The sequence below is a fragment of the Dickeya oryzae genome (genome assembly GCF_020406815.2).
GTDB lineage: Bacteria > Pseudomonadota > Gammaproteobacteria > Enterobacterales > Enterobacteriaceae > Dickeya > Dickeya oryzae.
In genome coordinates this window covers 3,170,023-3,194,396 of record NZ_CP162670.1, presented here as the reverse complement: position 1 = coordinate 3,194,396, position 24,374 = coordinate 3,170,023, and the positions used below count along the sequence as shown (strand labels likewise).

The 24,374-nt window shown below is 56.7% G+C and carries 21 protein-coding genes; 18 read left to right on the top strand and 3 right to left on the bottom strand.

Annotated features, from left to right (window positions below; all coding sequences use genetic code 11):
- Positions 1 to 3 precede the first annotated feature (3 nt).
- From LF929_RS13865 to LF929_RS13855, 3 genes are all read left to right on the top strand, one after another.
- The gene (locus tag LF929_RS13865) at positions 4 to 4,935 is read left to right on the top strand and encodes an RHS repeat-associated core domain-containing protein (protein WP_226093478.1); all 4,932 of its coding nucleotides are present in this window, start codon (positions 4 to 6) and stop codon (positions 4,933 to 4,935) included.
- Positions 4,932 to 5,321: a DUF2750 domain-containing protein gene (locus LF929_RS13860; RefSeq protein ID WP_226093477.1), complete on the top strand. Its 390-nt coding sequence runs from the start codon at positions 4,932 to 4,934 to the stop codon at positions 5,319 to 5,321. The genes LF929_RS13865 and LF929_RS13860 overlap by 4 nt, the downstream gene beginning before the upstream one ends.
- A gap of 322 nt (positions 5,322 to 5,643) precedes the next feature.
- Positions 5,644 to 6,237 (top strand): hypothetical protein, encoded by a 594-nt coding sequence (locus LF929_RS13855; RefSeq protein WP_226093476.1) that lies wholly within the window; start codon positions 5,644 to 5,646, stop codon positions 6,235 to 6,237.
- Positions 6,238 to 6,299: 62 nt separating this feature from the next.
- Here the strand turns inward: LF929_RS13855 and LF929_RS13850 are convergent, their stop codons facing one another.
- Both LF929_RS13850 and LF929_RS13845 read right to left on the bottom strand, forming a co-directional pair.
- Complete coding sequence (locus LF929_RS13850; RefSeq protein ID WP_038907448.1) at positions 6,300 to 6,644, bottom strand: SymE family type I addiction module toxin; 345 nt, start codon at positions 6,642 to 6,644, stop codon at positions 6,300 to 6,302.
- Entirely contained in the window at positions 6,641 to 6,964 is a 324-nt protein-coding gene (locus LF929_RS13845; protein ID WP_050570727.1) for a SymE family type I addiction module toxin, read from the bottom strand. Before LF929_RS13845 ends, LF929_RS13850 begins: the two co-directional genes overlap by 4 nt.
- Positions 6,965 to 7,029: 65 nt before the next feature.
- Between LF929_RS13845 and LF929_RS13840 the strand changes: the two genes are divergently transcribed.
- Both LF929_RS13840 and LF929_RS13835 read left to right on the top strand, forming a co-directional pair.
- Positions 7,030 to 7,302 (top strand): type II toxin-antitoxin system ParD family antitoxin, encoded by a 273-nt coding sequence (locus tag LF929_RS13840; protein ID WP_016943505.1) that lies wholly within the window; start codon positions 7,030 to 7,032, stop codon positions 7,300 to 7,302.
- Positions 7,302 to 7,622, top strand: coding sequence for a type II toxin-antitoxin system RelE/ParE family toxin (locus LF929_RS13835; RefSeq protein ID WP_038907450.1), 321 nt, complete (start codon positions 7,302 to 7,304; stop codon positions 7,620 to 7,622). Before LF929_RS13840 ends, LF929_RS13835 begins: the two co-directional genes overlap by 1 nt.
- Before the next feature lie 148 nt (positions 7,623 to 7,770).
- Here LF929_RS13835 and LF929_RS13830 read toward each other — a convergent pair whose 3' ends face one another.
- A complete protein-coding gene (locus LF929_RS13830) occupies positions 7,771 to 7,938 on the bottom strand; it encodes a hypothetical protein (protein ID WP_193744528.1) in 168 nt (55 codons plus the stop codon).
- Between the two features lie 315 nt (positions 7,939 to 8,253).
- Between LF929_RS13830 and LF929_RS13825 the strand changes: the two genes are divergently transcribed.
- The 13 genes from LF929_RS13825 (at position 8,254) to vasI (ending at position 24,369) form a co-directional block, all read left to right on the top strand.
- Positions 8,254 to 9,411 carry a M20 aminoacylase family protein gene (locus LF929_RS13825; protein WP_016943508.1) on the top strand — a complete coding sequence of 386 codons (1,158 nt, stop codon included), beginning with the start codon at positions 8,254 to 8,256 and terminating at the stop codon, positions 9,409 to 9,411.
- Positions 9,412 to 10,550: 1,139 nt separating this feature from the next.
- Positions 10,551 to 11,054 (top strand): type VI secretion system contractile sheath small subunit, encoded by a 504-nt coding sequence (gene tssB / locus LF929_RS13820; RefSeq protein ID WP_012770486.1) that lies wholly within the window; start codon positions 10,551 to 10,553, stop codon positions 11,052 to 11,054.
- A 31-nt stretch (positions 11,055 to 11,085) separates the two neighbouring features.
- On the top strand, positions 11,086 to 12,564 hold the full coding sequence (gene tssC / locus LF929_RS13815) for a type VI secretion system contractile sheath large subunit (protein WP_226093475.1): 1,479 nt from the start codon (positions 11,086 to 11,088) through the stop codon (positions 12,562 to 12,564).
- 6 nt (positions 12,565 to 12,570) lie between these two features.
- Complete coding sequence (gene tssE / locus LF929_RS13810; protein WP_012770484.1) at positions 12,571 to 13,002, top strand: type VI secretion system baseplate subunit TssE; 432 nt, start codon at positions 12,571 to 12,573, stop codon at positions 13,000 to 13,002.
- A 2-nt stretch (positions 13,003 to 13,004) separates the two neighbouring features.
- Positions 13,005 to 14,771 carry a type VI secretion system baseplate subunit TssF gene (tssF, locus tag LF929_RS13805; protein ID WP_038903853.1) on the top strand — a complete coding sequence of 589 codons (1,767 nt, stop codon included), beginning with the start codon at positions 13,005 to 13,007 and terminating at the stop codon, positions 14,769 to 14,771.
- Entirely contained in the window at positions 14,735 to 15,748 is a 1,014-nt protein-coding gene (tssG, locus tag LF929_RS13800; RefSeq protein WP_012884010.1) for a type VI secretion system baseplate subunit TssG, read from the top strand. Before tssF ends, tssG begins: the two co-directional genes overlap by 37 nt.
- A gap of 2 nt (positions 15,749 to 15,750) precedes the next feature.
- On the top strand, positions 15,751 to 16,980 hold the full coding sequence (gene tagH / locus LF929_RS13795; RefSeq protein ID WP_038903854.1) for a type VI secretion system-associated FHA domain protein TagH: 1,230 nt from the start codon (positions 15,751 to 15,753) through the stop codon (positions 16,978 to 16,980).
- Positions 16,980 to 17,516 (top strand): type VI secretion system lipoprotein TssJ, encoded by a 537-nt coding sequence (gene tssJ / locus LF929_RS13790; protein WP_226093474.1) that lies wholly within the window; start codon positions 16,980 to 16,982, stop codon positions 17,514 to 17,516. The genes tagH and tssJ overlap by 1 nt, the downstream gene beginning before the upstream one ends.
- A 2-nt stretch (positions 17,517 to 17,518) precedes the next feature.
- Positions 17,519 to 18,856, top strand: a complete 1,338-nt coding sequence (tssK, locus tag LF929_RS13785) for a type VI secretion system baseplate subunit TssK (protein WP_012884013.1) — start codon at positions 17,519 to 17,521, stop codon at positions 18,854 to 18,856.
- A gap of 16 nt (positions 18,857 to 18,872) precedes the next feature.
- Complete coding sequence (gene icmH / locus LF929_RS13780) at positions 18,873 to 19,649, top strand: type IVB secretion system protein IcmH/DotU (RefSeq protein WP_012884014.1); 777 nt, start codon at positions 18,873 to 18,875, stop codon at positions 19,647 to 19,649.
- A 15-nt stretch (positions 19,650 to 19,664) separates the two neighbouring features.
- Positions 19,665 to 22,265, top strand: a complete 2,601-nt coding sequence (gene tssH / locus LF929_RS13775) for a type VI secretion system ATPase TssH (RefSeq protein WP_226093473.1) — start codon at positions 19,665 to 19,667, stop codon at positions 22,263 to 22,265.
- Between the two features lie 2 nt (positions 22,266 to 22,267).
- Positions 22,268 to 23,806, top strand: coding sequence for a sigma-54-dependent Fis family transcriptional regulator (locus tag LF929_RS13770; RefSeq protein ID WP_226093472.1), 1,539 nt, complete (start codon positions 22,268 to 22,270; stop codon positions 23,804 to 23,806).
- Positions 23,806 to 24,369 carry a type VI secretion system-associated protein VasI gene (gene vasI, locus LF929_RS13765; RefSeq protein ID WP_226093471.1) on the top strand — a complete coding sequence of 188 codons (564 nt, stop codon included), beginning with the start codon at positions 23,806 to 23,808 and terminating at the stop codon, positions 24,367 to 24,369. The genes LF929_RS13770 and vasI overlap by 1 nt, the downstream gene beginning before the upstream one ends.
- Positions 24,370 to 24,374: the final 5 nt, after the last annotated feature.

Below are 24,374 nucleotides of genomic sequence, written 5' to 3'. Positions count from 1 at the left end.
TTCATGAGCGAGAATAAAAAAGCAACGCTGATGTCGAGCGAAGAAGCCGCCAGTCAGAATTTTTCCACCGATAACAAAATCTCGGGTGGGTGCGCCAAATGCGGCTGCGAAGTGCTGATTCATTACCACTATGACTCGGGAAAACCGGTGCCCAACGCACCATTTGTGTTGATTGACAGCAATAAGACCGAAATTCACGGTAAGACCGATGCCAACGGGCTGTGCAAAATCTACGACATGGGTTGCGCTAGCTTCACGCTGATGCTGGATGAAGGCTCGGATGACTTTACCCCCCGTGAAACCGTCGAAAACAACCCGGTATTACAGTCGAACCCGGCGTATGCCACGCTGGCGGGTGAGTATTTCACGCTGTTTTTGTTGCTGCGCAAGCAAGGCCTGGTGAGCTATGACGCCGACGACAGCAGCGATCGCCATGTAGATGTGGACGGTGCCGGGCTGTTTACCTCCATTCCCAAAGAGTACCGCAAATCCTATGACCGCTTCTGGGAACTGGATAAGCGGGTTAATCGCGGTAGCCGCGATCTTAAACGGGCGGTCAATAAAATTCACCACAGCCTGGCGGCAGAAGTGGCGGACAAAGGTGGGGATGATAATGCGGCGCTGATGCTGTTTTGCGAAATCGCGCTGGGGTTTATTCCCGTGGTCGGGCAGGCCATGGATGTGTACTCGATTGGCGAGTGGAGCTGGCAGTCGTATAAAGAACCGGCAAAACTGGAAGACCCGTTACATCTTGCCGAAGGCGCACTTTGTGCGATCGGCGTCATTCCTGGGCTGGGAGATGCGTTGAAGGTCAGCGGACGGGCGATCATCCGTGCGCTCAAAAAATCCACTCCCAAAGAGCTGCAGTTTGCTATCAAGACCATCCGCAGCCTGTCTGACGGTAATCTGGTCAAAGGGCTGACCAAACTGCGTTCTGAACTGCGACATTACGGCGCGCAGGCCAAAGATCTGTTGCTGAAAATTCATGCGGCGCTCAAACAGGTGCTGGCCGAGTCAAAGTTGAAGAACAACTGGATCGTATCGCTGATGAAAGACAGCTTCAGCGCCATGATCACCGCGCTGGAAAAGTTGATCGCCAAATATGACAGCGCGCTGGCATACATTGAAACCAAATTCGATGAATTTATCGGCAAGGTCGTCACCCGTGTGACCGGCACCCCCCGGCCGAAAGGCAGCATCGCTAAAGCCACCGCTGCACCCAAAGCCACCGCTTCACCCAAAAACCCTACGCACGCAGAAAGCCAGTCCGCTAAACCCTCGGCTCACGGTGAGAGTAAAGCGACTCCGGCAGCGAAACCGAAAGAAGCCGCCAGTAAGAAAAAAACACGTCAGTCATCGGAAGGGATGGAAGACATCAACGCCGGGAGTAATAAGGGCGAGCATCCGGATAACACCTCACAGAAGAAAAAAGCCGGGGAGGACGACAAGGCGTGCAAAGCAGGCAGTGATAAGTGTCAGAGCAAAGGCGAGCCGGTGGATATGGCGACCGGCTACGTGGTGGACTGGCGTACCGATTTCACACTCGGTGGCCTGCTGCCGCTGGTGATGAAGCGCTATTACCGCTCTGGCGGTGAGCGCAAGCCGGGGCTGCTGGGGGCGTTGTGGCGCAGCAACTGGGACATGAGCCTGACGCTGGAAAGCGGTGTCGCCACCCTGACCGACGGCGAGTTCAACCAGGCGGTATTTGTGCTGCCCGAAGAGGGGGAACAGAGCCGGGCGGCGTCCAACCCGTCATGGCGGCTGAGCCGCCAGCAAGGGCAACTGGTGTTACAGCACGTAGACGGGCTGCGCTACCGCTTTGAGCACGCGTTGGGGCTGCACCTGTGCCTGACCGCGATCGAAGACCGGTCGGGCAATCGCATCACCTTGTTGTGGGACCGTTCCGAGCTGTGCTGGGTTAGCCTGCCGGACGGGCGGCTGGTCCACGTGGAAACACAACGGCGGCGGATAACCAGGCTGACGCTGTGCGATGAGCACCGCCAGCCGCTGAAAACGCTGGTCAGTTATCAGTATGATGCGCAAGGCTATTTGCTGAACGTGCGGGCGGGGGAAGGGCGCAATTTCGACTATCACTACTCCCCGCAGGGTTGGCTGCTGCGCTGGTCAGATTTAGCGCACACCTGGGTTGAGCACGAGTACGACGCCGAGGGGCGCTCGCGGCGTGACCGCACGGCTGGCGGGTTCTGGCCGGGCGAGTTTCGTTACGATGATGACGCCTTCACCAGCCATTACCACAGCGGGTTTGGTGGCGTCACCACCTATGTCCGCGATGCGCGCAACAACATTCTGCTGCGCCGGGAGCCGGACGGCGGGGAATACCGCTTCGAGTGGGTGGATAACCAACTGGTGGCGGAGATTGACCCGCTGGGTGGACGCACCGAATATCAGCGCAACGACTGGGGGCAGGTGACGGCGGTGACCCTGCCGGATGGGGCCACGCATCGCTATGACTACGATGATGACGGCCAGTTGCTAGCCTATACCGACCCGATGGGTAGCACCTGGCGTTATACCCGCGATGCGGCAGGGCGGGTGGAAACGGCGAGCGACCCGGAAGGGCGGACGTGGCAGCACCGCTATTCGCCGCAGGGGTTGTTATCGGGCGTGACCGGGCCGGACGGCCGGGTGCAGCGTTATCACTACAACCGTCGCGGGCTGCTGGAGCGTCTGGAAGCGGAAGGCACCTCGCCGGTGACCTTTTTCTACGACGGTCATGACCGGCTGACGGAGCGGCACATTGCACATGATCAGGGTGTGCAGGTGCGGCGGTGGGTGTACGAAGGCGGTCGTGAGACACCGGAGAAGGTGATTTACGAAGACGGCAGCGAAACCCGGTTTGGTTACGACGGTGAAGGGAACCTGACGTCGGTGACGGATGCGCTGGGCCAGCGTTACCAGTTCCGCTACGGCGCGTTCGACAACCTGCTGGAGGCGACCGACCCGCTGGGGGCGAGTGTCCGCTATCATTATAATGCGGAGTCAGAATTCGCCGGGGTGACCAACAGCCAGGGGCAGACGTGGCAGTACCGGTTTGACACGGCGGGTCGGCTCAGCGAGGAGCGGCATTACGATGGCCGGGTGTACCGCTATGACTACGACGTGGCGGGGCAGCTGGCGAGCCGACAGGCCCCGGACGGTAGCCGACTGGTGTACGGGTATGACGCGGGCGGTCGGCTGAGCGCGATTGCGGCGGTGCAGGCCGACGGGGCCAGCGAGGGCACGACGACCTTTGCCTATGACCTGTCGGGGCGGCTGCTGAAGGCGGCGAGCCCGGACGCGGTGGTGGAGTATACGTACAACCGCGCCGGGCAGGTGGTGAGCGAGACGGTCAACGGCGAGGCGTTGGCGTCGGGGTATGACGCGGCGGGGCAGCGCAGTGCGGTGTCGGGGCTGCTGGCGTCGCTGAGCCTGGGGTGGCAGGGTGGCCGTCTGACGACGCTGGGCATCGGTTCGCACCAGCCGCTGACGTTCAGCCACACGGCGTCGGGGGAGGAGCGACAGCGCAGCAACGGGGCGGGCTTCTCGCTGCGGCATGAGTGGAGTGCGGCGGGGCTGCTGTCGCGTCAGGCGCTGGACGGTGTGAGCGGGGTGCTGGAGCGGCGTTACCAGTACGATGTGCTGGACCGTCTGACGGGCATCAGCGACAGCCACTGGGGCGAGCAGGCGCTGCGGCTGAACGGCATGGGCCAGGTGGTGGCGGAGCGGCGCGAGCAGGGTCGGCAGCAGCATGCGCGGCTGTTTGGTTACGACAGCGAGCAGAACCTGTGCGAGGTATCGGCGATAGTGCTGGACGGGGCAGGCAGGCTGTCGACGGCCAATGCGGTGGTGAAGGCTTCTGCGGGTTATGATGCGGCAGGGCGGGTGGTGAGGCGTGGCGACAGCCGGTATCAGTACGACGCCTGCGGTCGGCTGGTGAACAAACGGGAAAGCCGCGCCGGTTTCCGGCCACGGGAAACGCAGTTCGAGTGGGACGCGCAGGACCGGCTGGTGCGGGTGAGGCTGCCGGACGGGGCGCGGTGGCGGTACCGTTACGACGCGTTCGGCCGCCGGATCAGCAAGGTGCGCGAGGGCCAGGATCCGTCGGCGCAGGCGGTAGCGCGGGTGGCGTACCGGTGGGACGGCGACCAGCTGTCGGGCCAGACGCAGTACCGTGCGGACGGAAGCGTGGCGCGGGCGGTACAGTGGGTGTACGAGCCGGGGAGTTTCCGGCCGCTGGCGCAGGTGGAGGAGAAGGACGAGCGCACGCAACTGCACTACATCGTGACAGACCTGACGGGAACAGCGCGGGAGCTGTGCAGCGAGACGGGCGAGGTACACTGGCGGGGCGAGCAGGGGCTGTGGGGCACGCACCGGGAAGAGAAAATCCCGATCCCGTTACGGCGCTGGCTGGGCGATGCGGCGAACGAGGAGGTGTACTGCGAGCTGCGCTATCAGGGGCAGGTGTACGATAGCGAGACGGGGCTGTATTATAACCGGCATCGGTACTACGACCCGACGCTGGGGCAGTATATCTCGGCGGACCCGATAGGTTTAGATGGTGGTTTTAGTCCATATGCTTATGTCCATAACCCGTTAGAGTGGGTCGATCCTTTTGGGTTATCTGTTGGTCGAGCAGGAAAACAAGCACGGCTAAAAGAACTGGCGAATGATCCTAAACAGCCGAGTCATGTTCGTGGATGGATAAAGCAAGAGCAAAACTCTATTGCTAGGGGACAAAGAACTAACATTAGAAATCCACCCGGTTATCAGTTAGCTCACTGGCGTGGGTATGAGGCATCTAAAGGCTATGGTTATGAGTATTCAGATCCTCAGCATACAGATCTACATCGACAGCAGCATAAATATGATGGTCACGGTAGGAAGAATAAACCTGAAGCAAGTGGTAAAGCTGGATGTAAGGGGAAAAAAGAATGAAGCTATCAGCTAAAGAAATAGAAGTAATGTCAAAAAAAGGTAATGAAGATAGATATATCTATTTCATCAAACGGGTTGCCGATAATGAGTCTGCATGGGTGCTTGATGATGATGGTTTTGCTTTAAGTAGTGATGATGCTGGTAATGACTTTATCGTATTTTGGCCTGCCAAAGAGTATGCGGAGGCTTGTGCAGTAGACGTTTGGTCTGATTATAAGGCGAAAGAAATCGAGCTGGATTATATTATTGATGAGCTTTTGCCAAATCTGTCTGCTGATGGTCTAAATATTGGTATTTTTATGGTTCCATCAATAACTGATACACCAATTGTAAGTGCGGATAAGTTATTAGAAGATTTACAAAATGAGTGTGAAAAGTATAACTGATCTCTACTAGAAAAAAGCCGGAAGCGCTCCAACGATCCTTCCGGCTTTTTAATTTAGAAGTCAGCGTGATTACGCCAGCATCACGCCCGGTTCAGCCCGAATCATGATCCGGCCGGGCAACGCTTCAATGCTGAACGACGGGGGAGTAAGCCGCTTTGGGTGAGCCAGTCGCCTGCCAGCGTCAGTTCGCCGTTGTTGCTCATCATATGAAAATCGCACCAATTTAGTATGAACATCACATAAAAATCCGATAGGTTTAAATAATCCTCGTAGCGATGATTATTTGGTGGCTGCGGATAATCGCAGGTCAAAGGGGGAGGGAATGTCTAAAATAAAGAAAAAAGATTTGATCGAGAATTCTGTTTTTTCAGTTTATTTGGAAGGGATTGGTTATACAATTGCCCAACTAAGAGATGATTGTCAAATGGAGTTCTTTGATATTCTTAGAGCGAGGGATGAATGGGGTGGTGTAGATCTAAATGAAGAAAAAGTACTTTTCTGTATTGTGGTTGCAGCACATCGATTACTAGCTTTATTTCACAGGAATATTACATCAGAAGTTATATTTAATGAGAGAGCGCGCTGTCTGGTTGGACTCGGCTATTCATCAGTAAGGGAAAGTACAGGTGTTTTTGGTCTGAATTTAATAGAATATGGGGACGTATTTGATCCTAATAATATTAGGGTTTTGATTAAAAATTTAGACCCTGTTTTTCATAAAGATATCCTTTGTTCATTTGAATTGCTTGGTATGAATGGGAAAGTGGATGAAATAAAGGAAAGATTGGTGAGGTATTTTTCTGAGGGAGTAAATTTCGATGCTCAGATAAAATTTCTATATCCTGAGTTAGAACTTCCACCTAAAGAGTATGTAAGAAAGGATGTTGAGGATATTAAGAGTTTTTTGAATCATTAAATATAGGGGGACGGAAGTGATCCAACGATCCTTCCGGCTTTTTTATTTGGCCATCAGCGTGATTACGCCAGCATCACATCCGATCCAGCCCGAATCATGATCCGGCCGGGCAGGGCTTCAATGCTAAACGGCGGGGTGAATAATCCACTTTGGGTGAGCCAGTCGCCTGCCAGCGTCAGTTCACCGTTGTCACTCACCCAGTCCGCGCCGTCGGTGTCGCTCCCGTCGAGTTCGGCCACCAGCGCGGCGATATCGGTATCATCGTCCAGCCGGGTCAGCATCAGCCCGTTGCGGTACAGGCTGATACGAAACAACGCCCCGGCGGTAAACCCAGCCTGTGCCAGTGCGGTGCCGCTCAGGGTCAGTTCCGGCTGGTCGCCCTGCTGCCACGCAATGTGAATACTCATTGTATGCCCCCAACATCCAGCCCGCCGGGAAACCCCCTCAGCCACTGTGCCACCGCCTGTTCATCGAACGCGGCAACACTGAGCGCGTGCAGGTCCTGCCACAGTGAGCGGATATCCTGCGTGGTGATGACAATGCAGCCGGGCATCACGCGCAGCTTCAGCGGCTGCCCGGTGCGGAACCCGGCTTCCTTCAGCCAGTTGCCTGCCATGGTGATGGCGGGGGTGTCGTGGTTGCCTTTAACCGGTCGGTAGCCGACGCGGGTAAAGCGCTCCGACAGAGCAGAAACGGCGGTCACGCCGAAAGAGAACGACGCGTACAGCCCCTGACAAGGGTTAAAAGAGCGAGTATGATTAAATCCTACGTGGCGGGAGAAAGGGGTTACCAATGAGAACGACACAGCAGATGAGTATCACGTTGCCGAATGAGATGGCGGCACTGGTCAAAGCGCGCGTCGCCAGCGGCGAATATGCGTCGGAAAGCGAAGTTATCCGTGAGGGTCTTCGGGCGTTGCTGGCACGTGATAATGCGGTGGAAAAATGGTTGCAGGAGCAGGTTGTTCCGGCCTGGAATGCGCTGCAAGAAACGGACAGCCTCAGTGGTAGCGACATCAGAAACAGACTGAAAGCCGAGCACAAGAAAGCGACCGGAGAGTCATAATGGAGTATCAAGTGGTGTTCGCCCCCGAAGCGGAAGAGCAACTGGCGGCGTTGTATCGCTATATCGCGGAGGCTGCGACACCCAATACGGCACTCAGCTACACTGAAAGCGTGGTTGATTACTGTGAATCATTATCCCTGTTCCCGGAGAGGGGAAGCACCCGTAATGACCTTCTGGCAGGGTTGCGCGTAACGAACTACCGTAAAAGAACAGTCATTGCTTTTATGGTGGAGGATGAGAAAAAGCGGGTAACGGTACTGGGCATCTGGCACGGTGGTCAGGACTATGAACGTGACCTGCTCACGGATGAGGCAGACTGAGAACGCTGCATCGCCGGACAGCCCGGAAAAAGGGTTTTCGATCTGACGGCCTCCGCTGCAGGGCGTTATGCTCGCTTGGCTGCGCGGGGTCGCAGTCTCCTTCCCCGTTCGCCAGCTCACCCCCCGGTGCTGTCATGCAACGCCGGTTTCATCCTTCAGCCACATCAAGACCCCACATCTCCACGGCCGCTTGTGTACGCAATTGCATCTCGTGATTTGCGCGTGCAATCGTCAGGTGGGGGTCTGCAAGCGCTACGGTGTCGCGAGTGGCACCGGTTTCTTTGCCGCCAAAAAGCGTCTTTAAGAAATTGATCATTGATACTCTCCTGGTTTCTCATTTGGCGTGAATTGGCATTTGCTCTATTGGCGCTGGCATTATCCGATTTTTACTTATTCGATTTTTACTATCCGATTTTTCGCTCTTCTTCTCCAGCCATCTTCACACAGCATGATATTTCCCTTACAGCGAATATGCCCGTGCCTTATACCCAAAACATCATTATTGCGCGGTAGATAATCTTTGCCGGTAGGGAGGGCTGGGGTAGAGTAGATTATTCCCTGAGCGCCACTCTGGATGGGAAAATAAACACCAAAGCAGGTGGCTGAGGTGTGAATGAATAAGGAGAGACGTATGAGCATTGCTCCAGCGCTGATTACACGGGCCATTGAATGGCGCCGCACTCTGCATGCCAGCCCGGAATTGGGGTATCAGGAACACCAGACATCCCAGATGGTGGCTGAATTACTGACCCAGTTTGGTTTTCAGGTTCATACCGGACTGGCGGGAACGGGGGTGGTAGGCACGCTGGAGAATGGGCCGGGGCCGGTCATTGGGTTGCGGGCCGATATGGATGCGTTGCCGGTCACCGAGCTGGGCAACACCCCCTATCAATCCCGACACCCTGGTGTGATGCATGCCTGCGGCCATGACGGTCATACGGCTATGCTGCTAGCGGCCGCCTGCCACCTCGGTGAGACTCGTCGTTTTCGCGGTACGGTTCACGTCATATTCCAGCCAGCGGAAGAAAACCTGGGGGGCGCGCGTCGTATGGTAGAAGAAGGGCTGTTTACGCGTTTCCCAATGGACGACATTTATGCATTGCATAATTGGCCGGGGCTACCTGTCGGGCATGTTGGGCTGAGTAGTGGGGCGATGATGGCCTCTCTGGATTCGTTTGAAATTATCCTGACGGGAAAAAGCTGTCACGCGGCGATGCCGGAAAACGGCGCAGACCCGATTATGGCGGCTTCTCAACTGGTGCTGTCGTTACAAACCATTCCCTCCCGCCGTCTTTCGCCCCAGTCGTCTGCGGTGATCAGCATCACGCAGATTGCCGGGGGCGAAGCTATCAATGTGATCCCGGAAAAGGTCGTGCTGCGAGGTACGTTGCGCTGCTTGCAAGCCTCGGTGCGTGATCAGGTCAAGGCGTTCATTGCCCAATTCGTGGCGCAAATTCCAGAGACATTCGGTGTCACCGGTGCCATAACCTATTATCCCGGCTATCCGGTTACCCACAATAACGCACAGGTCGCGCAAACCGTGCGGGAGGTGGCCGAAATAACATGTGGCGTAAACCAGGTGCACTGGGATATTGCGCCGTCAATGGCTTCCGAAGATTTTGCCTGCATGCTCGAACAGTGTCCCGGTGCCTATTTCTGGTTAGGTGCTGATGGGGATACGCCGTCTCACCCGTTGCATAATGCCTGCTATGATTTCAATGATGCGCTCATTCCACATGGCGTTGCCTTGTGGGTAGCATTGGTGGAAAAACGCTTGGCGATTAGCTAAGAGCCTATCCCATTAGGGCGATTTCACTGGCCATTTTGGCCCTGGGCAGTGCTCGAACTCCTCACGTACTACGTTGTCGTTCTGCCTGATGGCAGCGAAATCCCTGACGATACCCATCACTGCTAACGGCCCTTGTTGGAATGGGCCGTTTTTTTGTGCTTTTTTGTGGATTGCTGGGCTAGACGAGTGTTGGACCAGACGAGTTGTGGGGCCAGACGATAAGCCGACTCAGGGCGCTTGTGGAAACGGCCTATCGTGGACAACAGACTGCGTTGTTAAGCAATGCTACAGGTTATGACGTCATGCGAGTAATTTAAGGTAGGTAATGGAAACTATTTTTCCATAAAGTGATTATTTATTTTATTCTTGTCTTAAATTGCAATAACGGAAAATAAAACAGCCGTTTCCCCCCATGAGTATTGTCAGTTTATGTAATGTCACCCGATTTTTTACTGATGACGTGTCCTGTGCGGTGGTAAGCCTATTTGTCACGTTTTTAAATTGAAAAACACATCAGGTTTTTATTTGTTTTTCATGGCATAAGTAGTGATGAAATGTTCTCTGACAGGGTGTTATAGCATGAAAATAATCGGTTTTTTTGAATCGATAATATCACACATTAAAAATAGGCTTATTCTTAAAATTTATTAGCACGGTAATTGTTTTTAAATCTAACGGAATTAGAGAGGCCAAAAATACCCGCTTTTTAGAAAATTGCAATCTGGAATTATGCCTGTGATTTGGTGGGTTTATTTCGTGTTTTGGTACTAATATTTTTTATTATATTGTTGTTTTTTAAGTGTTTTTATTTATTTTGGAGCTTTGGAATATTAAAAATATATTGGCGTTGACCACGCGTTGGCGTTATGTGTATGATTGGCTAACGAAGCAGAAATATATCTACACATTTTGAATACAGTTCTGTCGTTTTTATTTGGCTTAGTGATTCCATACGGTTTAAGAATGCGGTGAGTGAATGCGCCGAGGCGGCGGGTTCTATTTCGTGCATATCGTCGGTCGAAAAACAAATAGTGTATTTGTTCGCTGAACAGCCCGGTCTGTCATGGATTCTGGCGGGTTTTCAGTAGGATTCGACCTTATTTTCTCGGGCCAGGGTGCCCTCACGTTGGTATTGACATATGGCAAAAGGAACTGACGGTGCATCTGTCGCACCAAAGGAACGTATTAATATCAAATATGTCCCGGCCACTGGTGGTCAGCAGGCGGAAATTGAACTCCCGCTTACGCTGATGGTGGTGGGAAATATGAAAGGACGCACAGAAGAGACGCCGATTGAAGAACGTCAGACGGTGTCTATCGATAAGAATAATTTCACTTCGGTCATGAAAGAGGCCAACCTGGAGCTGAATTTCAGCGTACCTAACCGTCTGGAAGAAGACAGCCAGGATGACCTTCCCGTCAAACTCAGCATTGCTTCGCTGAATGATTTCTCTCCCGATCGCATCGCACAGCAAGTGCCGGAACTGCGCAAATTACTGGAATTGCGAGAAGCACTGGTCGCCTTGAAAGGGCCGCTGGGTAATATTCCCGCTTTCCGTAATCGCCTGCAGGACCTGTTGTCCAGCGAAGAAGCCAGAGAGCAGCTGCTCAAAGAGCTGGATCTGGTGAAACCCGCCGAATAATTGATTGTCACTGACGAGAAGGGAAACAAACATGTCAATGGTTGAAGAACAGGCCCAGGCAAGCGCGGCCGGTGGTTCATCATCGCTGCTTGAAGAGATCATGGCGCAAGCGCGCATTACCCCGGTGGATGAAGGTTATAACGTCGCCAAACAGGGTATTGCCGCACTGGTGGCAAACATTCTGGATAGCGGCAACGCAGCCGAGCCGGTGAACAAAGCGCTGGTCGACAGCATGATCGTTGAGCTGGACAAAAAACTCAGCAAACAAATCGACGTGATTCTGCATGCTCAGGAGCTACAGGAACTGGAATCCTCCTGGCGTTCACTGAAGCTGTTGATTGATCGCACCGATTTCCGTGAAAACATCAAAATCCTGCTGCTGCACGCGACCAAAGACGAGCTGCTGGAAGACTTTGAGTTTGCACCGGAAATTACCCAGTCTGGTTTCTATAAACACGTGTATTCCAACGGCTACGGCCAGTTCGGCGGCCAGCCGATCGGCGGGGTGATTGGCGATTATGCGCTGACCCAAAGCTCGCCGGACATCAAGCTGATGCAGTATGTCAGCGCGGTAGGCGCGATGGCGCATGCCCCGTTTATCTCCTCCGTTGCACCGACTTTCTTCGGTGTGGACAGCTTTACCGACCTGCCGTCGATCAAAGACCTGAAGTCGGTGTTTGAAGGCCCGACCTATACCAAATGGCGCTCGATGCGTGAGTCGGAAGATGCCCGTTATCTGGGGCTGACTGCGCCGCGTTTCCTGGCCCGTTTGCCGTATGACCCGGTAGAAAACCCCATCAAAGGGTTTAACTACAAGGAAGACATCAGCGCCAGTCACGAAAACTATTTGTGGGGCAACACCGCGTACCTGATGGGCACCGCCATCACCGACAGCTTCGCCAAGTACCGCTGGTGTCCGAACATCATCGGCCCACAGAGCGGCGGCGCTATCACCGACTTGCCGGTGCATGTGTATGAAGCGATGGGCCAGTTGCAGGCCAAGATCCCGACCGAGGTGTTGATCACCGACCGTCGTGAATACGAAATGGCCGAAGAAGGTTTCATCACGCTAACCATGCGCAAAGACAGCGATAACGCTGCGTTTTTCTCTGCCAACTCGGTGCAGAAACCCAAGGTGTTCGCCAATACCAAAGAAGGTAAAGAGGCGGAAACCAACTACAAACTGGGTACGCAGCTGCCGTACATGTTCATCATCAACCGTCTGGCGCACTACATCAAAGTGTTGCAGCGCGAGCAGATCGGTTCCTGGAAAGAGCGTCAGGATCTGGAGCGCGAGCTGAATAACTGGATCAAGCAGTACGTCGCTGATCAGGAAAACCCGCCCGCTGATGTCCGCAGCCGTCGTCCGCTGCGTGCGGCACAAATCAAAGTGCTGGACGTAGAAGGCGAACCGGGCTGGTACCAGGTGACCATGGCAGTGCGTCCACACTTCAAGTACATGGGGGCGAACTTTGAACTGTCCCTGGTTGGTCGTCTGGATAAGGAATAACGACTGATGCCGTCGCTCTCTGCCTGGGAGCGGGGATCTGCGGCCAGCCTGTTTGATCGCATCCGGGGAGAGGAGCGTCGCTCCTCCCCCGAAACGGAATTAGAAGACTTGATCGCGTCGGTGAAACGCCAGCTTGATCAAGTGCTGAATACGCGTCCCGGCAGTTGTCGCAGCGCACCTGAGCTTGGCGTGATTGATTTTAATGACGCTACGCAGGGCGGTGCGGATATCCGGGGCAAAATCCGTGAGGCGATCCGGCAGTGTATCTGTCGCTTTGAACCGCGCATTGTCCATGTGGACGTCAGTGCATCGGACTATCTGTCCAATCCGCTGGAGATGTCGTTTCAGGTCACCGCCCATGTGCGGCTGGAAGAACTGGAACAGGTCACCTCCTTCAATATTCATATGGACAGCCACCGCCATTACAGAATGATGTGATTATGTCGCTGGAACATTTTTTCAGGGATGAACTCGCTTATTTGCGTCTGCAAGGACGTGAATTTGCCAATGCACACCCTGAACTTACCCGATTTTTGTCAGAACAGACCACGGATCCGGATGTCGAGCGATTGCTGGAAGGGTTCGCCTTTCTGACCGGCAGTCTGCGGGCGAAGATCGAGGATGAATTTCCGGAACTGACTCACGGCCTGCTGGGCATGCTGTGGCCGAACTATTTGCGCCCGGTACCCAGCATGACCATCATGCAATTTTCGGTGCTGCCCGGTGCTATCGCGCAACCGGCGTTTGTGGCGCGTGGCTGCGAGCTGGATAGCCTGCCAATAGACGATGTGGTCTGCCATTTCCAAACCTGCCACGATGCCTGGATCTACCCGGCGGATATCCGCCAGATCAACGCGCAAAGCGGCAACGACATGTCTGCCATCACGCTGGATATTGGTCTGCACGGGCCGGTGGCGCTGGGGGATTTGCAGTTGGATAAACTGCGCTTCTTCCTGGGTGGCGACCGCTATACCGCCTACGAACTCTATTTCTGGATAGCCAGCCAGCTGTCACACATTGAGCTGGAAGTGGACGGGAAACGCTTTCGTCAGGAAGCGAGTGTACTTAAAACCGTCGGCTTTGAGCGTGAAGACGCGATGCTGCCGTATCCCGGTAATGTGTACTCCGGCTACCGTATCTTGCAGGAGTATTTCTGTTTTCCGGAAAGTTTCCTGTTCTTTCAGTTGTCTGGTGCCAGTTGGCCTGACCAGCCGCTGATCGTGACGGATTTCAAACTGCATTTCTGCTTTGACCGGCCGCTGCCAGCGGAACTGAAAATCCGCCCGGATTCGTTCATGCTCAACTGCGTACCGGCTATCAACCTGTTCCGCCATGACAGCGAACCGATCAACCTGGATGGTCGCCAGACGGATTACCCGCTGAAAGCCAGCTACCGCCACGCCGACAGTTTCGAAATTTTCTCTATCGATAAAGTGGAGGGGTGGGTGGAAGGTAACAGTGGGCGTGCGCGCGGTATCCCACGGCTTTACCAACCTTTCGAGAGTTTTCAGCACCAAATCGAGCGGGCCAAAGGTCGACTGGCGCTGTATTACCGCATTCGGGTGCGTGAAGCCGTCAACGGTGATGGTTTCGATCACTTATTGTCGTTCGTGCGGGGCGACGAAAAAGAAGTCATTGACCTGGACGAGTCCATTTCGGTGAGCCTGACCTGCACCAACCGTTCACGGGCCGCGCAGTTGCCCGTGGGCGCGATTTGTGTGCCGACCGGTAGCTCACCGTCTTTTGCCACCTTCCGTAACCTGATTCGGCCGACCCGTCCATTGCGCCCGGCACTCGATGGCAGCCTGCACTGGACGCTTATCTCCAACCTGTCGTTGAACTACGTGTCGCTGCTGCGACGCGATGCGCTGGTGCAGATCCTGCGTACCTACGACTTCCCGGCGCTGCATGACAAACAGGCCGAACAGGCATCGCGCAAACGGCTGGCGGGGATAGAAACGATTGAGACCACACCGGTCGACCGGCTGGTACAGGGGATGCCGGTACGCGGACTCAAATCAGTTCTCTCCGTGCGGCAGTCGGCGTTCGCCAGTGAAGGCGAACTCTATCTGTTCAGCACCGTGCTGGCGCATTTCTTCTCGTTATATGCCAGCGTTAACGCCTTCCACCTGCTGGAAGTGGTCAACATCGATAACAAGGAGCGCTACCGATGGCCGGTGCAGATAGGTCAGCACTCGATGATGTGACCGCAGGGCAGGCGATGTTTCGTCAGGACGCGCGCCACTTCAACTTTTTCCAACTGGTGGAGTTACTCAACCAGATGGAAGGCGTCGATCTGGAGCAGGCGCTCGACTTCCGGCCGGAACTGGAGCGCATTCGCTTTCGCTCCACCGCCTCGATTGGCTTTCACCCCAGTGATGTGCTGCGGGTAGGGGAAGATACCGACGGCAGGCAGGAGCTGGAAGTGGCGTTTCTCGGGCTGCATGGCAGCCAGTCGCCGATGCCGGGGTACTACCTTGAAGAGCTGGCGTGGGAATACGCCCAGGGCGAGCAGAAACTGGGGGTATTCCTCGATTTCTTTCATCATCGATTGCTGACGCTATTGCATCGTGCCTGGCGTAAGTACCGCTATCACGTGCGTTTCCAGAATGATGGCGAAGACGGCTTCTCCCGGCTGATGTTCGCGCTGGTGGGGCTGGGTAACGACGCGGTGCGCGACAGTCTGCCGGTCAACCGCGCCAAGATGCTGTCTTACGCCGGTCTGCTGGCCAGTCCTAGCCGTTCGCCGGAAGTGGTGGCTGGTCTGGTGATTCACTGCTTTGACCTGGAAGACGTCGAAGTCATCGCCTGGCAACACCGCAAAGTACCGATTTTTGAAGACCAGCAAAACCGCCTTGGGCGCGCGAATAGCCTGCTGGGTGGGGATTTTGTCATCGGCGACAAAGTGAACGACTGCGCCGGTAAATTCCTGCTCAAGGTGGATAACCTCAGCTTCAGCCGTTTTCTCAGTTTCCTGCCCAACGGCGAACATTTTCAACCGCTGGTGCGTTTTGTTTCCTTCATTTTGCGTGATCAACTGGCCTGGGACTTACGCCTCGGTTTCGCCGAAGGGGAGGCCAGAGGGCTAAGACTGGGCGATGACCAGAGCAGCCGTCTGGGATGGAGCAGCTTTCTCGGGCAGCCGCCCGCCGACCCGTATGTGACGATTTGTGTGCAGGAGTAATTGTGAACGAAAACAACCCACTCACTCTGGTGGTGCTCAACAGCGAACAACTGGATATCAACTCGCAGGTGCAACACCGCTTTGACCACCGTGGCGGCACGCTGGGCGCATCGGAAAAAGATCAATGGCAGTTGCGCGATCGGCTCGGTGCGGTTTTGCCGGAGCATGCACGTATCGAATTACAGGATGGCTATTTCTGCGTGTGCGACCTGAGTGGCCAGACCTTCATCAATGGCGCGTTGTCGCCCATCGGTCGTGATCGCCGGGTGCGTCTGGCGCAGGGTGACGAACTGGTGATTGGCCCATTCCGGCTCGGGGTTTACCTCGACGATCCCGCTTTCGAGCAGGATATCGATCAAGTGCTGGGGCAACGCCCCGGTGACGTGCTGGAAGGATGGCTTGGGGAAGAACAACGCCGTGCGCCTGCCGATGAAACGGCGGCGGACCGATTTAATGACCCGTTGTGGGCGCTGCAGCAGGAACAGAGCCGCTCGCTACTGGCAACGGAGGCTGAGCGCGGTGATGAACTGCCGACCTCGCTTTCTTCTTTTTCTGCCGTTGAGGACACCATGGATCAGAAATTTGTGGAATTACCGACCATTGACAATCCGCACATTAACAATCCGCATGCCGGTACCGCGTTTGGCGCACCGGTGGATGCGGTGACGCTGGCACCGTTGTTGCGCGGGCTGGGCGTATCACTCAATACCGGCGATGAGCAACAACTGCGCGAGATGCTCGAAGAGATGGGCAAAAGCCTCAAAGCGATGGTGGAAGGCTTGCTGACGTTGCAGGCCGAGCAGGCCGCGCTGGCGGATACCCATTTGCGGCCGATCGAAGATAACCCGTTGCGTCTGGGGCTGGATTATACCGACACCCTGTCGCTGCTGTTCGCTGACGATAAAAGCCCGGTGCACCTGTCCGCCCCGGCCGCCATCAGCGAAGTGCTGAGTAATATGCAGGCGCATCACCGGGCTAACCAGCAGGCGATCGCCGTGGCGCTGGAGAGCATTTTACAGGCGTTTTCACCGGCGGCGTTGCTGGGGCGTTTCGAGCATTATCGCCGCAGCGGCGAGCGTCAGGCGCTGGATGACGGTTGGGCGTGGCAGATGTATCAGCACTATTACCGCGAACTGACCTCACCGCGTCAGCAAGGGTTCCAGAAACTGTTCCATCAGGTGTATGCGCAGGCGTATGACCGCGCCGTTCGTCAGCAACAGGAGCAGAAATAATGCTGCGAGCCTTAATGCTGCGAACCGGGTGGTTATGCGTTCTGATGCTGCTGCTTCCCGGTTGTACCACGCTCGGCAAGATGGCGAAGGTGGCGGCCAATCCGGATATTCAGATTGGCAGCAATGATAACCAGCCTTCGACCGTCGGTTTTAGTCTGCTGGCCGAGCCGGACGTTAACCCCAGTGAGAGTGGCGACGCGGCACCTATCGAGTTTCAGGTGGTGATGCTGGCGGAAGACTCCCGCCTGCTGGCGACCGACTATGACCAGGTGACCGGCGACATCGAAAAAGCGCTGGCTAAAAACTACGTCAGCCACCAGGACTACACGTTGCTGCCAGGGCAGTTCAAATACCTGCCGCAGGTCAAGCTGGACGAGAAAGTGCATTACATCGGGGTGATCGCCAAATACGCCGACCCGGACAGCGCCGAGTGGCGCAAGGTTATCAAACTGAAAAACACCGGCCGCACTTATCAGCTTCTGGTGCATCTGCGCCGTGAAGAAGTCGAAATCAAGAAAGATCAAGAAGAAGAATAACTATGTCGAGCCGAAATCGGATTATTTGGCGGGAAGGGCTGTTCATCAAGCCGCAGCATTTCCAGCAACAGCAACGACACACCGACTACGCGCTGCATGCCCGTCTTAGCGCGCTCAGTGATTATTTCTACGGCCTGCAATCGCTGGCTATTAACGAAGAATACCTTAACTTCGGGCGTATCGCGCTGGTGAACGCCACCGGCGTGATGCCGGATGGCACGGTCTTCAATATCCCTGGGGATGACGCGCTGCCGCAACCGCTGGAGATTACCGATGTGGCGCTGGCGAACCAGAAGGTCTATCTGGCGCTGCCGTTGGCGGTGAACGGTGTGAGCGAAGTCGGGCAGGCCGGGGCCGGTATTGCCACCCGTCTGCAATCCCACCGGCATGATGTGCGTGACTTGCACAGCGAAGGCGGTGACGTGGTATCGGTGGAAGTGGGCAAGGTCAGCCTGCGGCTGATGCTGGAGCGTGATGACCGCAGTGCCTACGCGTCGCTGGCGATCGCCAACATCCTCGACAAACGGCCGGACGGTGGGCTGGTTCTTGACCCTAACTTTATGCCGTGCAGCATCAGCGTCACGGCGATTCCGAGCCTGAAACGCTTTCTGGGGGAATCGGCCGGTCTGGTGGCTGAACGCGCCCGCAGTCTGGCTCAGCGTATCGCCGCGCCCGGTCAGCAAGGGGTAGCGGATGTGGCGGAGTTCATGATGCTGCAACTGCTTAACCGTGCCCAGCCGCAACTGTCGCATCTGGCGCGCCTCGGCACGTTACACCCGGAGCGGCTGCATGAAGCACTGGTGCAACTGTGCGGCGAGCTGATGACCTTTACCGATGAATCGCGCCTGCCGCCGGAGTTTCCCGCTTATCGTCATGAGCATCAGCAATCGAGCTTTGAGCCACTGATGATGGCGCTACGTCAGGCGTTGAGTACCGTGCTGTCGCCACGTGCGGTGTCGATTCAGATGAAGGCGCAGCCTTACGGCGTCAGGGTGGCGCTGGTGGGCGACGCCGAATTGATGGCCAGTGCCGAATTTGTGCTGGCGGTGCGCGCCCGTATGCCGCAAGAACATTTGCGCAAGCAACTGCTGCAACAAACCAAGATCGCCTCCAGCGACAAAATCCGCGAACTCATCAGTCTGCAACTGCCTGGCGTACCGTTGCTTCCACTGCCCGTGGCACCGCGTCAGTTGCCGTACCACGCCGGTTACAGCTACTTCCAGTTGGACAGGCAAAGCCCGGCCTGGAAATCGCTGGTCACCAGCAACACGCTGGCGTTCCACATCGCTGGCGAGTTTCCGGAACTGGATATGCAACTGTGGGCCATCCGCGGCCAGTAGTTAACAGGAGGAACCTGTGAGTACCGACATTATTAAAAATGACCAGTTAGGCGACCTGCTGTATGACAACGCCCGGCAACTGGATATGGATTCCGATTACTGGTTCCGCCTGCGCGGGCAGAGCATCAACCCGATGATCGATGCCGTGACCCCGCTGCTGGGCATGGTGGAGCGGGTTCGCCAGCTGTCTGAATACGACGGTGTGGCGGAGTTGTACCAGCGCGTGCAGTCCGAGATTCAGGCCATCGAGCAGGAACTGCATTCCCACGGTTACGAAAACGGCGTGATCCTGTCGTTTCGCTACATTCTGTGCACCTTTATCGATGAAGCGGTAATGGGGCGGGAGTGGGGAGGCCAGAGCGTGTGGTCGGCCCATTCGCTGCTGACCCGCTTTCACAATGAAACCTGGGGTGGCGAGAAGGTGTTTGTGCTGCTGGAAAAACTGCTGGATGACCCGGTGCGTTACCGCGACATTCTGGAGTTTATCTACCTGTGCTTGTGTCTTGGCTTTGAAGGCCGTTACCGGGTGATGACGCAAGGGCGAGAAGAGCTGGACCGGGTGGTGCGCCGCTTGCATGACACCCTGCGACCAGAGCCGGAAAACTCGCCGACGGTGTTTCACCTCAATCTGGGACAGCAATCTTCCCGTTACCACCTGCGTAAACAGATTTCGCTGCGCGCCTTGTTCCTCGGCCTGTGCGTGGTAATGGCGGTGGCGTTTGGCCTGTATCACTACCAGCTAACCAACCAGACCCAGGACGTGCTGCGTCAACTGGGCGAATTATTACAATAACAGGAGCGTATTCTCGTGATTCGAATCGAACTGCCGATCCTGGTTGAGCGACTCAACCCGCTGTGCCGCCACATGATGGAAGAAGCGGCCGCGCTGTGTATTCAGCATCAGGGCGCGGAGATCCGCATTGAGCACCTGTTGCTGAAAATGCTGGAAACACCGTTGTGCGATGTACGCCAGATCCTCAAACGCGCTGGGGTAGAGGCCGACGAGCTGGCGGCATTGCTGCAACCCAATGCGGCGGATAAAGGCTTTGAGGCTGGCTACCCGTCGTTTTCACCGTTGCTGGTGGAGTGGTTACAAGACAGCTGGTTGCTGGCTTCGGCCGAGCTTCAACACGCTCGCCTGCGTAGTGGCGTACTGCTGCTGGTGCTGCTGATGACACCGACGCGTTATCTGTCCGCCGCGGTAACCCGCCAGCTGGCACAAATTAACCGCGAACTGCTGCGCCAGCAGTTTGACGAGTGGGTGAAAGATTCGGCGGAAACCGAGGTGGTGACCTCCACAGGTGTCGCACCGGAGCAGGCCGCCGCCGCGACCACCCAGCTTTCCCGTTATACCCAGAATGTCACCGAGTCGGCCCGTCAGGGCAAGCTGGACCCGGTGTTGTGCCGTGATCACGAAATCGACCTGATGATCGATATCCTCTCCCGCCGTCGTAAAAATAACCCGATCGTGGTCGGTGAGGCCGGGGTAGGGAAAAGTGCACTGATTGAAGGGCTGGCGCTGCGTATCGTCGCGGGTCTGGTACCGGAACGGCTGCGGGATGTGGAATTGCTGACGCTGGATTTGGGTGCCATGCAGGCCGGTGCGTCGGTGAAAGGCGAATTCGAGAAGCGCTTTAAAGGGGTGATGCAGGAAGTCAAAGAGGCACCAAAGCCGATTGTCCTGTTCATTGACGAGGCGCACACACTGATTGGTGCGGGTAATCAGGCCGGCGGGCTGGATGTGTCCAACCTGCTGAAACCGGCGCTGGCGCGTGGCGAACTGCGCACCATCGCGGCGACCACCTGGAGCGAATACAAGAAATACGTGGAAAAAGACGCCGCGCTGTCACGCCGTTTCCAACTGGTGAAGGTGGGGGAGCCGAACGTCGAGCAGGCCACGGTGATCCTGCGTGGGCTACGCAGCATTTACGAACAGTCGCATGGCGTGTTGATTGACGAAGAAGCCTTGCAGGCAGCGGCCAATTTGTCTGCGCGCTATATCTCCGGGCGTCAGTTGCCGGATAAAGCTATCGACGTGCTGGACACCGCCTGTGCGCGTGTCGCCATCAATCTGACCACACCACCGCGCGCGGTCAGCCAGTTGCAGACCCGCCTGCACCAACAGGCGCTGGAAATCGCCCAGTTGGAACGTCAGGGCCGCATTGGCCTGGGGGATACAGAGGAGCGGCTGGTCACGCTGCGTGAGGCTCGTGAAACCGACGCCGCGACACTGGCGCAACTGGAGGCCGACTGGCAACACCAAAAAACGCTGGTGCAGCAGATTGTCGCCCTGCGTACCGCGCTGCTCAATGATGCGCCGCCGGAGGATTTTGATGCCGCCGCCGCAGCGGCGGAGCTGGCCGATAACGAGCGAGCATTAGCCGAACTGCAACAGCCGTCAGTACTGGTGTCACCCCACGTGGATAAAACCCAGATTGCCTCGGTGATTGCCGAGTGGACCGGTGTACCGCTAAACCGCATTTCTCAGGGCGAGCTGGACGTGGTCACCCGCCTGCCGGATTACCTTGGCGACAGCATCAAAGGGCAGCAACTGGCTATCGCCCAGTTGCACAAGCACCTGCTGACCGCCCGTGCCGACCTGCGCCGTCCCGGCCGACCGCTGGGGGCCTTTTTGCTGGTGGGTCCGAGCGGGGTCGGTAAAACCGAAACCGTGGTGCAGATTGCCGACCTGATGTTCGGCGGTCGTCATTATCTCACCACCATCAACATGTCCGAATACCAGGAGAAGCACACGGTTTCCCGCCTGATTGGTTCGCCGCCGGGGTATGTCGGCTTTGGCGAAGGCGGGGTGCTGACCGAAGCGATTCGCCAGAAACCCTATTCGGTGGTGCTGCTGGATGAAGTGGAAAAAGCCCACCCGGATGTCCTCAATCTGTTCTATCAGGCGTTTGATAAAGGCGAACTGGCCGATGGCGAAGGGCGGCTGATCGACTGTCGCAACGTGGTGTTCTTCCTGACCTCTAACCTCGGGTTCCAGACGATTGTTAATTTTGCAGATCGGCAAAGCGAACTGCTGGATGCGCTCTACCCGGAACTGGCGGCGTTCTTCAAACCGGCGTTGCTGGCGCGCATGGAAGTGATCCCTTACCTGCCGCTGGACCACGACACGCTGGTTGAGATCGTACAGGGCAAGCTGTCCCGTCTGGTGACGTTGCTGCAACAGCGCTTTGGTGCCGAGGTGGTCATCGACGACGCCGTGCCGGAAGACATTCTGCGTCTGGCAAACCGCAGCGAGAACGGGGCGCGCATGCTGGAGTCGGTGATCGACGGTGCGCTGCTGCCGCCGGTGTCGTTGCAGTTGCTGCAACGTCTGTCGGCCGGTCAGCCGGTCAGCCGTATTCATTTCCGGGTGGAAGACGGCCAGTTCCGGTCTGAGGTGGAGGGCTGAGCATGCAAGCGGCCCTCTCTCTGGCGTTCTCGCTAACCCGCCACCGGGATGAAGCCGGTCTGTGTGACTGGCTGCTCGGCACGCTGCGCTCGGCATGGCAGCCGCAGGGGGCGTTGCTGGGAATGGTGGACGTTAGCGGGCGTCAGTTGGTTTGTAACGGCTGGGTGCATCGCACGCCATTGTCGTTGTCGCTCGGGGTGGATGATTTCAGCCATCCGCTGGCCTATGTGCTGCTTAAGAACCAGGTTCGCAGTTGGGCATCGTTGTATGGCGGTGCCCGTGTTGAACACGAAGGGTTTCGCCAGTTACTGGCTGATGCAGGCACCGCTTGTGGCCTGCACGCCATGCCGTTGCTGGCCGAGGATGGCCGTGCACTGGCGGTACTGGCGTTGTTGGATACGCCGGAGCGGTTGCAGGCGCTGGGGCGATGTGATGACTACGTGCAACTGGCGCAGATATTTTGCAGCCAGCTGGCGTTGATCCGCGATCTGGGGCGCAGCCAGCGTGAACAGACTGCATTGCGTGATTCGTTACGCCAGATGAAAGACGAAGGCGCACTGCGACAGGAACGGGAAAAACGGGTGGCGGACGCGTTGATTGGGCAGTCCGTCGCGGTGCGGCAGTTACATCAACAGATTTGTCAGGCGGCAGCTCATCGTCTGGCGGTGTTGATTCACGGCGAAACCGGGGTGGGCAAAGAAGTGGTGGCCCGGCTGTTGCACCAGTGTTCCGATCGCGCCGGGCGGCCGTTTATCGCCATCAACTGTGCCGCTATTCCGGAAAACCTGATTGAAAGCGAGCTGTTCGGCTATGAGAAAGGGGCGTTTTCCGGCGCGCAGAGCAACAAAATCGGGCTGGTGGCGCAGGCCAACGGCGGCACGCTGTTTTTGGATGAAGTGGGCGATATGCCACCGTTGATGCAGGCCAAATTGCTGCGGGTGCTGGAAACACACAGCTTCCGCCCGCTGGGTGCAGGGCAGGAGAGTCACTCCGATTTTCGGCTGATCGCCGCCACGCACCAACCACTGGAGCAGCGGGTCGCGCAAGGGCAGTTTCGCCAGGATCTCTATCACCGGCTGTGCCAGTGTCTGGTGCAGGTGGCACCGCTGCGCGATCGCCCGGACGACATCGGCCTGTTGTGCGAGCACTTTATCGGGCAGTTCGCCCAACAACAGCAAAAACCGTTGGGGCCGCTGCATCGCACCTTTCTTAAGCAACTCCTGGGGTATGACTTCCCCGGTAATGTGCGCGAGTTACGCAACCTGCTGGAAGTGGCGTGCGCCCATACGCCGGAAGGTGAGCCGATCCGCCTGGAGTCGTTGCCGCCTGAATTACACCAGCGGGTATGCGCAAGCGCTGCCGCCGACAGCGACGCGTTCCACCATATTCAGGACCTGCGTATCGCCACCCAACAGTACGAGGCGGCGGTGATTGCCGCGCGTCTGCGCCAGTTTCAGGGTAACCGCCTGCTGGTAGCGGAAAGCCTGAATATTCCTAAACGAACCCTGGATCACAAGTGCCAGAAACTGGAGGTGAATTGATGATGCTGACGATGGTGCCGTTGCTGATGGCGGCAGTCGGCTCGCCCGACCCCGCCTGGCAATCGCTGTGGGAACAGTGCCGTAATGAGACGTCGCCGCAGGTGCGTCTGGCCTGTTATGACGCGCTGGGGCGCGAGAGCGCGCGTGCAAACGACCCTGCGTCCGCGATGAATCATGGCGGTACGGGGGAGAATGCGTTTCGTCTTAACCGTGAGGCGGCCAATGGCGATATCACTCTGACGCGCACGCTGGCGGATGGCAACACGCTGGTTATCAGTTGCGCCAGCAGCATTACCCACCTGCGGCTGACGCTGAGCCAGCCGTGGTCAGGTGACAACGTGACCTCTCAGTTGGATGGGGCCAGCGCACCGGATAACTGGTTCGTGCGTAATCGCGGCACCTTGCTGGAATTTGGCCGTGGTCTGCCCGCTATCGACGCGCTCAAGCGTTGGGTCGGCCATCAGGAACTGGTGCTCAACGGCGAACAAAACCAGATATTGCGTATCGACCTCACCGGGTTGGGTGACGCCTTGACACCGCTGCGCCAGCAGTGTCGCTGGTAGGGGCG